We start from the raw sequence: 14,081 nt of genomic DNA on the forward strand, positions 1-14,081 counted from the left end.
TCTATATAAAACGTATGTGCTATTCCCGTTTCGAATTTAAGGAGTCTAACAAGTGAAAAAATGGCTTGTTGCATTTGCTTCTCTACTCGTTTTAGCTGGCTGTGAAAAGCCCGCGGAGCAGGTTCATCTAAGTGGCCCAACAATGGGCACAACTTACAACATTAAATACATCTCAGCGGAGGGTATCCCTTCACCAGAGGTGCTTCAGCAAGAAGTCGATCGACTGCTTGAAGAGGTCAATGACCAGATGTCGACCTACCGTAAGGACTCTGAGTTAAGTCGCTTTAACCAGCTTCAGTCATCAGAATCATTCGCCGTATCTCCACAAACGGTTACCGTTGTGAAAGAAGCGATTCGTTTAAACGGTCTTACTCATGGTGCATTAGATGTGACGGTGGGTCCATTGGTTAACCTTTGGGGCTTTGGCCCAGAAGCTCGACCTGAAGTTGTCCCTACCGATGAAGAGCTCGCAGCGCGTAAAGCGATGACGGGTATTGAACACCTTTCTGTTGAAGGTAATACACTTAAAAAAGATATTCCTAACTTGTACGTTGATCTATCCACGATCGCAAAAGGCTGGGGTGTGGATGTCGTTGCAGACTACATTCAATCTCAAGGTGTTGAGAACTTCATGGTTGAAGTCGGTGGTGAAATGCGCCTGAAAGGTCTCAACCGTGAAGGGGTTAAATGGCGTATCGCGATTGAAAAACCGTCTACGGATGAGCGTGCTATCCAAGAGATTATTGAACCTGGAGATATGGCAGTAGCGACGTCAGGCGATTACCGTATCTATTTTGAGCGTGATGGCGTACGATACTCGCACATCATCAACCCTCAAACAGGCAAACCGATTCGCCACAAGGTGGTATCAGTGACGGTACTGGATAAATCATCTATGACTGCAGATGGGTTGGCTACGGGCTTGATGGTTCTTGGTGAAGAGCTAGGTATGCAGGTTGCTAACGACAATAACATTCCTGCGTTTATGATTGTGAAAACCCAAGATGGCTTTAAAGAGTTAGCTTCTGAAGCTTACAAGCCGTTTATGAATCAATAATATAATTATGAGCATGTCATTATGAGTACATTTATAATTACCTTTGGTGTGTTTATGGCTGTGATTGCCGCTATGTCAATCGGCTATATCATCCAGAAAAAAGTAGTAAAAGGTAGCTGTGGCGGTCTAGGTGCAGTGGGCATCGACAAAGTCTGCAATTGTCCTGAACCTTGTGATGCGCGTAAGAAGCGCGAAGCACGTGAGGCTATTCGTGCTGAGAAACTTGCCGCTTGGGAGAAAGATCGTATCGCTTAACGCTACGTCTTAATCGGAGTAAAGCACCGACATTATGTCGGTGTTTTTGTATTCAAAGAGTGAAGCACATTAACTGTAAATAGTGCGGTTTCTGCCAGCCTCTCTAGCTGTATAGAGTCGATCGTCAGCGATTTTAATTTGCTCATCTAAACTTGCATTGCTGTTACAAACTCCAACACTTACCGTTACTTGAATGGTATTTGAATTGTGTTTGATCATCGTTTTCTCGATTCTCACTCGGACATTTTCGATGCGAGTAATAAAATCATCAAATGGGATGTTAGACTGAATACAGAATTCTTCACCGCCAAATCTCGCGACGACTTCATCTGGAAAGTAGATCTTCAAAATGTTGGCGATTACTTTTAACGCTGCATCACCGCCATCATGACCATAAGTGTCATTGACTGCTTTGAAATGGTCGATATCAATCATAGCGATGTTGCGATTAGTACAAGAAGCACAGGCTTGGCCGAACAAAAATCGACGATTCCAAAGCCCGGTTAGAGCGTCTTGATTGGCGAGTTTATACAGCTCTTCTGTCGCTTCTTTCATATTTAGCAATTGATGGACTCGACAGTAGAACTCTTCTTGGTTGAAAGGCTTAGTTAAAAAATCATTGGCTCCTGCCTTAAGAAACTGAGCCGTTAAGGTTTTAGAGTCACTGCCAGATAGGCCAATGATACCCAGAGCATTCTTGTCATACGTCTGGCGTATCTCTTGAATCATTGTAATGCCATCTTTTTCAGGCATATCATGATCGGTAATGACAAAAGTAATCGATGGATCTTGGTTTAGTTTCTCAATTGCAATTTGACCATTTTCTGCTTGAGTTGTTTTTATATATTGATGCTCCAATAGTTGGGTGACATGTCTGCGAACGGTGGCCGAGTCATCAACGACAAGGGCGTGATGTTTATCGTTGTTTAGTAGTCGTTTAGCGAGAGGAATAAGATAAGCGACCGAGGCCATACTATTTTTAAGCAGATAATCTACAACGCCTTTGGCGAGAAAACGCTCTCTTACATCTTCATTAAAGGTCGCCGTAAGGACGATGGCTTTTTGTTTATGTTCAAGAACGAAATCGATGACTTCTCCATTCTGAGCATCAGGCAAGGTATAGTCTAAAACGGCAAATCGAAACTCGCGGTGTTGCTCTAGGATGTGCTTTGCTTCAGCTAGGGTCTCGGCACTATAAACCTGACAACCGATAGCTGTTAACTGCTGCGTCAGGTAGTTTTGGTACGCACGGCTATCTTCTACAACCAGTACTTTATTGTTCAAAGTCCTGCCTCTTAATCGTCGCTATAGCTTTAATAATAAACCTATCTTTCGAGCTTGCGCGGATAATTTAGCGACAATTTTCTCTATGAGAACTTCATTATATAAATTAAACTGTATCTATATACAGTTATTTGTAGGTTTTTATCGGTGGTGATGAGCGAAAAAGTGAGAAAAATCATCCATGTCGATATGGACTGCTTTTATGCAGCGGTCGAAATGAGGGATAACCCATCCTATCGTGGGCGACCACTTGCCGTAGGTGGGCATGAAAAACAACGTGGTGTGCTTAGTACTTGCAACTATGAGGCAAGGAAGTTTGGTATTCGTAGCGCGATGCCGACGGCGCGAGCGTTGCAGCTATGCCCTCAGTTATTAGTGGTTCCTGGTCGAATGCAAGTTTATAAACAAGTCTCCAAGCAAATTCGCGACATTTTCTCTCGCTATACTTCACTCATTGAGCCTTTGTCTTGGGATGAAGCATATTTAGATGTGACAAACAGTACCCAGTGTCAGGGGTCGGCGACTTTGATTGCTGAAGCGATCAGAAGAGATATTTACAATGAGCTCTCACTGACGGCATCGGCTGGAATTGCTCCGGTTAAGTTTTTGGCTAAGGTTGCTTCTGATATGAACAAACCTAATGGCCAATATGTGATCCCACCAGATAAGGTCCAACAGGTTGTCGATAAACTGCCCTTAGAAAAAATACCGGGAGTAGGGAGAGTCAGTCTAGAGAAATTGCACCAGTCTGGTTTTTTTACCTGTGAGGATATTAAGAACAGTAATTACCGCGAGCTGTTGCTGAAGTTCGGTCGTTTAGGAGCTTCTTTATGGAATAAGAGCCATGGAGTGGATAATCGTGAGGTGGTGATTGAACGAGAGCGAAAATCAGTCGGTGTAGAGAGAACCTTTAGCCAAAACATTTCTTCTTTTCAGGAGTGTTGGCAAGTAATAGAAGAAAAGCTCTTTCCTGAACTGGAAAAACGATTGCAAAAGGTCTCTCCTGATAAGGCAATCATCAAGCAAGGAATCAAACTCAAATTCGCTGATTTCCAGTTAACCACGATTGAACATATTCACCCGTACCTTGAACTGGAATATTTTAAGCAGTTATTGAGTGATATTTTGAAGCGCCAACAGGGCAGAGAGATCCGGCTGTTGGGGTTAAATGTTATGCTTAAACCGGAAGAACAGGCGAAACAACTCAGCTTCTTTTAATTGCCTAAATGATCAATTTGCTCTAGTACTTGGGCAAATGGGGTCGACTCTAGCTGTGCAAATCCAGATAAAGAACGCGCTTTGATCTTAGTAAATTTAGGTGTAGCGATGCCGCACAAGAATTTAGCTTGCAGATGTAGTGAGAGGTTTTCTCCTGCTTTATGATTGAGTTCATTTAACCAGTTAGAAAGTTGCTCGTTGTTGTGCAGCTCTACGTTTGGTTGAGGAAGAATCGCTTTATCGCCACGGCAAACACTACAGTGACCACATCGAGATGGTGCGTTATAGTCAGCGAAATAGCGTGCTAGTTCAGAACTTAAGCATTGCTCTGACTGAAAGTAACTAAGCAGGTTGTGAATCCGTTTCACATCGCTATTTTCTTTTTCTTTAAACAATGACCACAAGCTTTGAGATAACTCCGCAATGTTCTGCGTCGGTGTAATCACTTTATACACCTCTGTCATGAGTTTGCTTTCAAGCTCAATCCAGCCTTTTTCATTAAAATAATCGAGAGCAGCAACGGCTCTTTGACGTTCACCTTGGAAATGATTCAACAATGAGTCGAAATCGACCTGACACCACACTTTGGCTTGGCTTGAGCAATCAAACAGAGCGGATACAAATTGCTGACGAGCTGGATCAAACTGATTGATGATAAATTGCTTGTCTTTGATAAATTTGAATCGATAATCGGCAAAGTAACTGAACTTGGCTTGTATAACACCAGCCATCTCCATATAAACCAACAGCGTTTTTAATGGCAGTTGACGAATATTGGTTTCCGCAGACAATCTTGAAAGTACCACTTCCCACTGTGGACTATTGTTTAGTGCTTGTTCGAGTACAGAGTGAATATCGCCTAATTCAGGAGTATCGCCATAGACAAAGTTTTCTAACGTGCTGAGGCCGTTTTGATTGGCGAGCAAAATACACTGAGACTGCTTGCCATCTCGACCAGCTCGACCAATTTCTTGAGCATAGTTCTCGATAGATTTTGGCAGGTCAAAGTGGACGACACGGCGAATATCTGATTTATCGACGCCCATGCCGAATGCAATGGTAGCGACAATGCAGTCAATTTCTCCATGCATAAACTGATCTTGGATGGATTCACGAATATTAGGCTTCATACCTGCATGGTAAGCTTGCGCATTGATCCCCCCTTTGCGCAGAACTTTAGCCACAGACTCGGCTGTTTGTTGGAGAGTCACATAGACAACTGTGGGAGCTGTCGGAGTGGGACGAAGAAGGTCTAGTAATCCGTCGGCTTTGTTGTCTTCTTCACACGGAATAACGCTTATATCTAGGTTGGAACGATAGAAACCTGTGACAACAAGGTCTTCGCTAGCGATGGAAAACTTCTCACTCATGTCTTTGATAACGGCTTGAGTGGCTGTCGCTGTGAGTAGTAGAGCTTGCGGGATATTGAACTCTTTAAGATATTGAGGAAGTTTTAAGTAATCGGGGCGAAAGTTGTGCCCCCATTCTGAGATACAGTGTGCCTCATCAACAACCAGTAGAGACATAGGAACTTGCGATATGAATTGGCGGAAACGTTCGTTTTTTAATCTTTCTACTGAGATCATCAGTATTTTGACTTCACCACACCGGACTCGCTCCATTACTTGCTGAGTTTCTTCGCGAGTTTGGCTTGAATCTATCGAAGCGGCAGCGATGTTTTTGCTGTGTAAAAAAGCGAGCTGATCTTTCATCAACGCGAGAAGAGGAGAGACCACCAAAGTCAGGTGTGGCAAAAGGATTGCGGGTAGCTGATAGCACAAAGACTTACCTGACCCGGTTGGAAAAATAGCGGCGCAAGAACGACCTTCAAGAATCGTTTCAATTGCTTGTTGCTGACCTAACCTTAGGTGATTAAATCCAAAAGTTTGCCCAAGTGTTTGTTCCACTATGGGTTGATGAGTGGACGTGTTCATAAGGCCATTCCCGCTATTCTCTTCTGCTGTAGTCACGGGTATTCTAAAGGTAATTACAACAAAGGAATATGATATTAGTATGAATAAACTGGAGCTGTGGCAATTAATTCTCTCCCAATTGCAGAGTAAATTAGACATTGCAGTCAGTTCTGCGCAAAGGGCGATCGAGTCTGCGACCGATGAAGAGACGGTTCCTGAACACAAGTATGACACGTTGGCGCTCGAAGCTTCGTATTTGGCACATGGGCAAGCGATACGCGTTCAAGAGTGTGAGCAAGAAATTCAGATCATGAACAATTTAGTGTTGCCGCATGAGCCACAAGTCGTTGGACTGGGTTGCTTAGTTTCATTGCTCGACCTTGATGACCATCGCCATTGGTTCTTTTTATCGCCGTGTGCTGGTGGACTAAAGGTGGCAGCTAAAGAGCATGTTGTCGTGCTGGTTACGTTTGAATCCCCACTTGGTCAGGCTTTAAAGTCTAAGTGTGTCAGTGATGAAGTCAGCTATAAAATTGGTGAAATCGAACATAGCTACGAGATAGAAACCATTAGCTGACAAACTAAAAAACAACTTTGCTATGCTAACAGTCAATGAATTGAGTGGGATGACAATGAAAAAGGTATTATTTGTTTTACCTCTGTTGCTTTCAAGCCACGTTTACGCGGCACAATGTAAAGTGGATTTAAAGAATGAGATTCATCTCAATGGTGAACGCTTGGAAATTTTACAAAACAGTGGTGAGAGAGCAGTTTTCGACGCTGGTAACAACTTATTGATTCATGGTGAGAAAATTGAGCTTGATGGTGACCAGCAACAAGCAATTGCGCAATATCGTGAAAGCTTGAATGATTATTTGCCGCGTGCAAAAAAGATTGCTCAGGATGGTTTAGCCCTTGCTAATGACATTATCGATGATGTGGCGGTAAGTTTTGATGCGCCAGAAGCGTTCGATAGCGTTAAACAATCAATGACGCAATTCTATGCTGATATTGAAGCGCGCTACTACAACAATGGCGATCTTGTGCTGCCAGCAAATAGCTTTGGTTCACTGAGTGAAACATGGGCTGAAGATTTCGAAAAAGCGAAAGCACTGTTCAACGAAGAGTTTATTACTAGCGCATTCAATGCGATGTCTGAAAAGATGAAAGCTGAGGGTGGCTTAAACTTAACTGAAATGGCGAACTCAATGAGTGAGCTAAAAGAGCGTATTGCGGAGCGATTAAAGCAACACGCAGTTGAGGTTGAGCAGCAGAGTGAAGAATTCTGTGATTCTCTTGAACAAATGGCGGAACAAGAGCAGCAACTGCATAAGAAAATCCCTCAGCTCAAGGATTATCAGATTTTCACTATCTAGGTAATGATTGCTCAAGGAATTCGATCATAGAAAAGAGCGGCTATGTCGCTCTCTATGAAGCGAAACAAAGTGATAGAAATCAAACTAAGATTAGTCTCCATTCAGTGAAACTGACCTGTAAACCTGAATTTTCAAGTTAAACAGGCTGCTAATTAATCATTTTCATTCCTCTATAAACCATTTTTATTGTCAATGATGGTGTTTTGTATTAATGTACTAGCTAACTAGTTCATTGGTGCAATTTAAATGGTATGGCACAAGTAGACAATTCTCAATCTCGCGAACACTTTGGTTCTCGTCTCGGGTTTATTCTTGCCGCAGCAGGCGCTGCGGTTGGCTTAGGCAATATATGGGGTTTCCCTACTCAAGCGGCAAGCAACGGTGGTGGTGCCTTCCTGCTTGTTTATTTGGTGATGATCCTAGTGGTCGCTTTTCCTATGTTGGTCGTTGAAATGGCGATAGGTCGTCATGGTCAGGCTAACCCTGTTGATAGTATGCGATCTTTAACGGCTAATCCGGCAGGAAAAAGAGTCGGTGCCGCCGTTGGTTGGATTGGCTTGACTGTGCCAAGTGCCGTGCTTGCTTTCTACAGTATCGTCGGCGGTTGGTTGATTTGCTTTTTGCTTGGTGCCATTACCGATGTTTTAGGTATGGAAGCCGCGACTGCTTGGTTTAAAGGCTTTAGTGTCGAGCGTAATCTGTTCGGTACGATTACTTTTTACATTCTCACTGTGCTTATTGTTCAAGGTGGCGTTAAACAGGGGATTGAAAAGTGGTCTACTCGATTGATGCCAGCGCTATTTGTCTTGTTTGCTCTGCTATTCATCTACATCATGACGCAAAATGGTGCGATGGAAGGCTTGAAGCACTACTTGATTCCAGATTTTGAAAAAGTGATGGATCGTAAACTGATCTTAGCGGCGATGGGGCAGGGCTTCTTCTCGCTAACTATCGGTGGTTGTTCGATGCTGATCTATGGTTCTTATCTAAGCAAAAAAGAGAATCTGCCTAAGATGGCAATGAACGTCACCTTAGTGGATACCGCAGTCGCCTTTATTGCAGGCCTTGTTGTTATGCCTGCTATGTTTGTCGCGATGCAAAAAGGGGTACAGATTTACGCGGAGGATGGCTCACTGCTTAGCTCAGATACCCTAGTGTTTACTGTATTACCGCTAATGTTCGATAGCTTAGGCTTGCTCGGCCAGTTGTTCGCGATTGTATTCTTTTTACTACTAACCATTGCCGCACTAACATCATCTATCTCTATGCTGGAGTGTCCGGTTGCTTTAGTGAGTGAGCGCTTTAATACCAAGAGAATACCAACAAGCTGGGTGCTAGGTAGTTTTATTGCACTGTTCAGTGTGGTGATTGTCTACAACTTTACGGCTATGTTTGGTTTGGTGGCGATGGTAGCAACCCAATACCTTCAGCCAGCAGCAGCACTGTTATTCTGCCTATTTGGCGGTTGGGTATGGAATCGTCACTCTAAGATTAAAGAGCTAGAGCAAGGCTGTCCCGAATTTACTCAAGGCTGGTTTGGCAAACTGTGGCCTGCCTACGTGAAGTTCGTATGTCCTATCTTAGTCGCCACAGTGATTTGGGCCTCTTTTGGATAAACGAATAAATAAGATAGCCCGCAAAAATGCGGGCTATTTTTTTACTCAATACCCAGACTAAGACGGAGAGTTGATCTGACCTGTGGTTAAGGGCTCCAAATCAGCATCGATCACTTCTTCGATAAACTCTTCAACCACCTGCTCAACTTCTTGATCGTCTTGTTCAAAGTAAGCCAAATGGAAGATGGCGTCACCTTCGTTAACCAAAGGTAAAGTTTGCTGACCGATAACAATCCCGCCTTTGCGAGCGGTGAGTTCTATCTCACTGTGGCCTAACGGCGCACTGATGTAAGCCAGCACCTGACCTTTTTCTACTTTTTCGCCTAACGTCACCACAGTTCGAAGAATGCCGTCACTTTCCGCGCGCAACCAGCTGGTGGACTTAGCGATCATCGGTGTTGGCAACTTTTTGCGACTTGAACGCAGCATACCAATTGCCTGCATGACACGCTGAACCCCGATGAAGCCCGCACTGATACAAATAGGCTCAAACCTTAGCGCTTCTCCCGCTTCATAGGTTAAAACCGGAATGCCCAGGCGTTCAGCCTCGCTACGCAGAGAGCCGTCTCGTAGTGGAGCATCAACGATCACTGGCGTAGCGAACGCCTGAGCAATACGAAGTGTTCCTGGATTACTTAAATCTGCGCGAATCTGTGGCAGGTTGGTGCGGTGAATTGCACCTGTGTGTAAATCCAAAATGTAGTCACAGCGCTTAGCGACCTGAGAGAAAAAGGTGTTTGCCATGCGTGAAGCAAGCGATCCTTTTTCACTACCTGGGAAGCAGCGGTTCAAGTCTCGTCTATCTGGCAGATAACGCGATTTATGAATAAAGCCGAATACGTTAACAATGGATACAGCAATGAAGGTGCCTTTGAGCTTGTTAGCATCAAGAGTGTTGATTAACTGTCTAACAATCTCAACGCCGTTAAGCTCATCACCATGAATTGCTGCGTTGACCATAAGAACGGGCCCAGCTTGTTTTCCGTTTATGATCTCGACCGGGATCGATAAGGGTGAATGGGTGTAAAGCTTTGCCGCTTCTAACTCAATCACCATACGCTCTCCCGGCGGGATAGACTCGCCGAGAAATTCGAATGCGCTATTCTTTTTAGCCTTTGCCACGAGTTTTAGTCCTTTTGCTTGCCGCATTTTTCTCAATAAATTCGACAATCATTCCAGCAATGTCTTTACCAGTTGCGGCCTCAATACCTTCAAGACCTGGAGATGAGTTTACTTCCATGACTAATGGACCGCGTTCTGATCTTAGTAGATCAACCCCGGCCACATTTAGACCCATTATTTTCGCAGCCGCGACCGCAGTGCGTCGCTCTTCTGGAGTAATCTTAATTAACGATGCGCTGCCACCACGGTGGAGGTTAGAGCGAAACTCGCCTTCTGCACCTTGACGCTTCATCGCAGCGATCACTTTGTCGCCAATCACAAAGCAACGAATATCAGCACCTCCCGCTTCTTTAATGTATTCCTGAACCATGATATTGGCTTTCAGGCCCATAAAGGCTTCAACAACACTTTCTGCGGCCTTACGAGTTTCAGCCAGTACCACGCCGATACCTTGGGTCCCTTCTAGTAACTTAATAACAACTGGCGCACCGCCAACCATTTCAAGCAGGTCTTTCACGTCATCAGGTTTACTGGCAAAGCCAGTGATTGGCATGCCGATACCCTTGCGAGATAGCAGTTGCATGGAGCGTAACTTATCGCGAGAGCGAGTGATGGCTACCGACTCGTTAACTGGGTAAACGCCCATCATTTCAAATTGACGCAGTACCGCTGTGCCATAGAAAGTGACAGAAGCGCCAATGCGAGGAATGATGGCATCGAAACCAGACAGTTCTTCACCTTTAAAGTGAATTTCAGGTTTGTCTGAGTTGATGTTCATGTAGCAACGAAGTGCATCGATGACTTTTACCTCATGACCACGGTTTTTTGCCGCTTCAATCAAACGCTTGGTTGAGTACAAGCTAGCGTTACGAGATAAAATACCAATTTTCATTATTTGCTTTCCTCGAAAGGGACTAAAAACGATTCAACAGGGTCGACAACGATGCGGTTGTGCATGGCTGTACGGCCTAACAACATACGAAAAGTCATGTTTTCGCGATTAGTTAAGGTAATTTCAATTGGCCAAGTTTCGCCACCGATGCTCAAACTAGAGCTGATCACATAACGCGATTCTTCATGGCCACCTGAGTCGCGAACAATACGCTCATCAATGACTTCAGACTCACACATAATTTCTATGTCCGTATTATGCTGAATTGGGTGGATCCAGAAGCGAACCCATTGAGCTTCGTCCTTGTTAAAGCTCTCTACTTTGAATGCGTGTAAACACGAGGTTTTGGCTCCGGTATCGATTTTTGCATTAATTTTATCAATACCAAGGCTCGGTAGGCTGAGGGTCTCTCGCCAACCAACAAGTAGTTTTTCTTTCATCGCAGTAATAATAAGTTTGGGTCTGTTGGTCTTTCGCGGTTAAATTTTGTTCGAGATAAAATCGTTTTAGGCGCGGCAAGGGGTGTGTAGCTTAGTCATTCTAAGTAAATACCCCTTAACAAAGCATAAAACGATTTTAGCCGAACCCTTCGGGCAGCGTTTGTGGTTCATTTCTACTGCGTTATCGGCTTTTCATGTAGGCTAGCTACACTTCAAAGCCTCTGCCTTGTATAAATTTTCCACAAACAGCTGCAAAAATCAGCTCGAAAGATCAACAGACCCTAGAGAGTAATTAAGATGCTCGATTGAAGTGAGCATCCCCAACTTAACACGGTCGTTTTATGCCGAGTGTAGTGCCTGAAGAGGGCAGAGAATTTACCCTTAGGTGCTTCAACGAGGGCGACTCTAGCAACCATGATTCCCACTGACTAACGAAAAGAAATCACCGTGACGACAAAAAATATTTATGGATAGGAATTAGGGGGCAATAAAAAAAGCCAGCTAATGTAAGCTGGCTTTTAGGATTAGATTTAGTAATGAGAATTACGCTTTTTCAGGAATCGCTTCTAATAGGGCAACCATTTGATCCCAGAATAGGGCAACCGTATCAATCTTCACTTTCTCATCTGGTGAGTGTGGGAATTTGATGGTTGGGCCAAATGACACCATATCCATGTTTGGATAAGGTTCTTTGAACAGGCCACACTCAAGACCAGCGTGAATAACCATGATGTTTGGCTTGTGACCGTAGATGCCTTCGTACATGTCACGGAAGATAGCCATGATCTCTGAGTCTGCGTCTGGTTTCCAACCTGGGTAAGCACCTGAGAACTCAATTTGAGCGCCAGCCAGTTCAGCGACAGAAGTCAGCATGCCTTCTACTTGTTGACGGCCAGAATCAATCAGAGAGCGAACTAAGCACAAGACTTGGATTTGGTTTACTTCAGTAGTCACGACACCAACGTTTAGAGACGTTTCAACCACGCCTTCAATTTCATCACTCATGCGAATCACGCCGTTGGGGCAAGCATTTAATGCCGCGATAAAACGTTGCTGGTCTGCAATAGCTAAAACTTGTGAATCTGTGTCGATCGTTTGATTGAACGAAACGATGTCTGTTTCCACTTTACCTAGCTCAGTACGAAGTAGGTTAGTGTAGAACTCGAATAACTCTGCCAGTTTAGCTTCATTTTCCGCTGGTACTGCTACGGTAACGAACGCTTCACGAGGAATCGCGTTACGTAGGCTACCACCTCGGAACTCGACAAGGCGAAGATCTAGCTCTTGCGCGTGACCCGCTAGGAATCGAGCAAGTAGTTTGTTGGCATTGCCACGACCAGTATGAATGTCACAGCCTGAGTGGCCACCTTTTAGACCTTTTAGGATCAGCTGGCGAGTTGTAAAGCCTGCTGGAAGCGCTTCGCGTTTGATATCGAAAGTCATTTCACCATCAATACCGCCAGCACAGCCCATGTAGACTTCACCTTCTTGCTCTGAGTCGGTATTAAGAAGAATATCACCTTCTAGCCAACCCGCTTCAAGGCCGAACGCACCGGTCATGCCTGCTTCTTCGTCTATCGTTAGCAGTACTTCAATTGGACCATGCTTGATTTCTGTTGAAGCCAGTACCGCAAGACAAGATGCCATGCCCATACCATTGTCAGCGCCTAGCGTGGTTCCTTTCGCTGTTACCCACTCACCATCAATGTATGGTTGAATCGGATCTTTTGTGAAGTCATGATCTGTATCTTCATTCTTCTGTGGCACCATATCGATGTGTGCTTGCAGTACGACACCCTTCTTGTTTTCCATGCCCGGCGTAGCTGGCTTCTTAATGAAAACGTTGCCTGTAGGATCACGGCGCACGTCTAAGCCTTGCTCTTTAGCCCAATCAACGATGTATTGTGCTAGGGCTTCTTCGTGTTTTGAAGGGTGAGGAATAGAACAGATCTTATCGAAAAACTGCCAAAGTGGAGCAGGTGATAAGCTGCTGATTTCAGAATGGAATTCAGACACGGATGACTCCTTAAAAAGAATAATGCCAGATTATGTGTTTGGTTTATGCTATTCATCTGGCACAAAAACCTAAATCTGACTTATTGGGTAGAGGAGCACAGAATAGCACTCCCTGATTAAAGGGTGTAGTAAAAGCGGAAAGCAAATGTTTCGGTGTAATCACAAATTGTAGATTTCGTTTGACGATGCTTGTGCAACAAGATTGCTCGCCTTTGTATTAAACTTAAACAATAAATTGATATATCTGTAATTTAATTACAGAATTTAATTGATCTAAATCAGTTTATAAATTATTTGTGACTTTAATCACTTTTGTGCTTGTAATTTAATTTCTTTGAGGTATATTTATAACCAACTTCCAAAGCGAAGAGAAAATGCTCAAAGGATGAGTCCGATTTGTCGCCTCCAAGGAACCGAGAAATCAATATTTGTAATCCGTTTTAATTGATTTAGAAGGTGATAGTTATGAAAGGTTTACCAAGTGCAGCATTCTGGCTAAACAACTCTGTTTACACAGGCAGCTTTACTTACCCAACAAGCTTTGGTTACTAACCTCAAGCTTGTGATTCTCGAACAGTATGTTCACCCCTATTATTGGAATTTTTTTACAGCTCTGTATAGCTGACATGATTCAACCGCCACTCAAATTGAGTGGCGTTTTTTTATCTAAGTAAAGGTGCGCTCACAATTTGCCCACAAACTCTGTAGTTTCCCACCGCTAACTCATATCTCTCTGCTTTATTCGCATAAACACATATCGCATCCCGCATAAATATCCTAAATGTCGTTGAAAGTTTATAACATGGTATAAAAAAACACCTTTTTGAAATTTAAGGAATAAATGATTTTTATCTATGAAATATAAGGTTTTTTTAGTTATCACCCACCATTG

Annotated in this window: 12 protein-coding genes; 6 read left to right on the top strand and 6 right to left on the bottom strand. The window is 43.8% G+C overall.

Features of this window, described 5'->3' with window-relative positions; translation table 11 throughout:
• Positions 1–52: 52 nt before the first annotated feature.
• Both APB76_RS04475 and nqrM read left to right on the top strand, forming a co-directional pair.
• Complete coding sequence (locus APB76_RS04475) at positions 53–1,057, top strand: FAD:protein FMN transferase (protein WP_049842832.1); 1,005 nt, start codon at positions 53–55, stop codon at positions 1,055–1,057.
• 21 nt (positions 1,058–1,078) lie between these two features.
• Positions 1,079–1,312, top strand: coding sequence for a (Na+)-NQR maturation NqrM (nqrM, locus tag APB76_RS04480; RefSeq protein ID WP_049842831.1), 234 nt, complete (start codon positions 1,079–1,081; stop codon positions 1,310–1,312).
• 69 nt (positions 1,313–1,381) lie between these two features.
• Here the strand turns inward: nqrM and APB76_RS04485 are convergent, their stop codons facing one another.
• Complete coding sequence (locus APB76_RS04485; RefSeq protein WP_054961990.1) at positions 1,382–2,596, bottom strand: GGDEF domain-containing response regulator; 1,215 nt, start codon at positions 2,594–2,596, stop codon at positions 1,382–1,384.
• A 153-nt stretch (positions 2,597–2,749) separates the two neighbouring features.
• Between APB76_RS04485 and dinB the strand changes: the two genes are divergently transcribed.
• A complete protein-coding gene (dinB, locus tag APB76_RS04490) occupies positions 2,750–3,814 on the top strand; it encodes a DNA polymerase IV (protein ID WP_049842934.1) in 1,065 nt (354 codons plus the stop codon).
• Here the strand turns inward: dinB and APB76_RS04495 are convergent.
• A complete protein-coding gene (locus APB76_RS04495) occupies positions 3,811–5,748 on the bottom strand; it encodes a RecQ family ATP-dependent DNA helicase (protein ID WP_054961989.1) in 1,938 nt (645 codons plus the stop codon). The two genes, dinB and APB76_RS04495, sit on opposite strands and share 4 nt — an antisense overlap.
• Positions 5,749–5,827: 79 nt before the next feature.
• On the opposite strand from APB76_RS04495, the gene APB76_RS04500 reads away from it, so the two are divergent.
• The 3 genes from APB76_RS04500 (at position 5,828) to APB76_RS04510 (ending at position 8,719) form a co-directional block, all read left to right on the top strand.
• A complete protein-coding gene (locus tag APB76_RS04500) occupies positions 5,828–6,304 on the top strand; it encodes a GreA/GreB family elongation factor (protein ID WP_049842828.1) in 477 nt (158 codons plus the stop codon).
• A 55-nt stretch (positions 6,305–6,359) separates the two neighbouring features.
• Positions 6,360–7,103, top strand: a complete 744-nt coding sequence (locus APB76_RS04505) for a YggN family protein (protein ID WP_054962066.1) — start codon at positions 6,360–6,362, stop codon at positions 7,101–7,103.
• Positions 7,104–7,354: 251 nt separating this feature from the next.
• Positions 7,355–8,719, top strand: coding sequence for a sodium-dependent transporter (locus tag APB76_RS04510; protein WP_054961988.1), 1,365 nt, complete (start codon positions 7,355–7,357; stop codon positions 8,717–8,719).
• Positions 8,720–8,776: 57 nt separating this feature from the next.
• Here the strand turns inward: APB76_RS04510 and APB76_RS04515 are convergent, their stop codons facing one another.
• From APB76_RS04515 to APB76_RS04530, 4 genes are all read right to left on the bottom strand, one after another.
• Positions 8,777–9,868 carry a succinylglutamate desuccinylase/aspartoacylase family protein gene (locus tag APB76_RS04515; RefSeq protein WP_054961987.1) on the bottom strand — a complete coding sequence of 364 codons (1,092 nt, stop codon included), beginning with the start codon at positions 9,866–9,868 and terminating at the stop codon, positions 8,777–8,779.
• Positions 9,828–10,733 (bottom strand): 30S ribosomal protein S6--L-glutamate ligase, encoded by a 906-nt coding sequence (gene rimK / locus APB76_RS04520; protein ID WP_049842825.1) that lies wholly within the window; start codon positions 10,731–10,733, stop codon positions 9,828–9,830. The genes APB76_RS04515 and rimK overlap by 41 nt, the downstream gene beginning before the upstream one ends.
• Positions 10,733–11,173, bottom strand: coding sequence for an ATP-dependent zinc protease family protein (locus tag APB76_RS04525; RefSeq protein WP_049842824.1), 441 nt, complete (start codon positions 11,171–11,173; stop codon positions 10,733–10,735). The genes rimK and APB76_RS04525 overlap by 1 nt, the downstream gene beginning before the upstream one ends.
• Positions 11,174–11,716: 543 nt before the next feature.
• Positions 11,717–13,189, bottom strand: coding sequence for an aminoacyl-histidine dipeptidase (locus APB76_RS04530; protein ID WP_054961986.1), 1,473 nt, complete (start codon positions 13,187–13,189; stop codon positions 11,717–11,719).
• Between the last annotated feature and the right edge of the window lie 892 nt (positions 13,190–14,081).

The sequence above is a fragment of the Vibrio bivalvicida genome (assembly GCF_001399455.2).
Taxonomy (GTDB): Bacteria; Pseudomonadota; Gammaproteobacteria; order Enterobacterales; family Vibrionaceae; genus Vibrio; species Vibrio bivalvicida.

Excerpts from the sequence above, each read along its gene's own strand:
- nqrM (WP_049842831.1), top strand. The coding sequence starts at position 1,079 with ATGAGTACATTTATAATTACCTTTGGTGTGTTTATGGCTGTGATTGCC.
- dinB (WP_049842934.1), top strand. The coding sequence starts at position 2,750 with ATGAGCGAAAAAGTGAGAAAAATCATCCATGTCGATATGGACTGCTTT.
- APB76_RS04495 (WP_054961989.1), bottom strand. The coding sequence starts at position 5,748 with ATGAACACGTCCACTCATCAACCCATAGTGGAACAAACACTTGGGCAA.
- APB76_RS04500 (WP_049842828.1), top strand. The coding sequence starts at position 5,828 with ATGAATAAACTGGAGCTGTGGCAATTAATTCTCTCCCAATTGCAGAGT.
- APB76_RS04505 (WP_054962066.1), top strand. The coding sequence starts at position 6,360 with ATGAAAAAGGTATTATTTGTTTTACCTCTGTTGCTTTCAAGCCACGTT.
- APB76_RS04510 (WP_054961988.1), top strand. The coding sequence starts at position 7,355 with ATGGCACAAGTAGACAATTCTCAATCTCGCGAACACTTTGGTTCTCGT.
- APB76_RS04515 (WP_054961987.1), bottom strand. The coding sequence starts at position 9,868 with ATGCGGCAAGCAAAAGGACTAAAACTCGTGGCAAAGGCTAAAAAGAAT.
- rimK (WP_049842825.1), bottom strand. The coding sequence starts at position 10,733 with ATGAAAATTGGTATTTTATCTCGTAACGCTAGCTTGTACTCAACCAAG.
- APB76_RS04525 (WP_049842824.1), bottom strand. The coding sequence starts at position 11,173 with ATGAAAGAAAAACTACTTGTTGGTTGGCGAGAGACCCTCAGCCTACCG.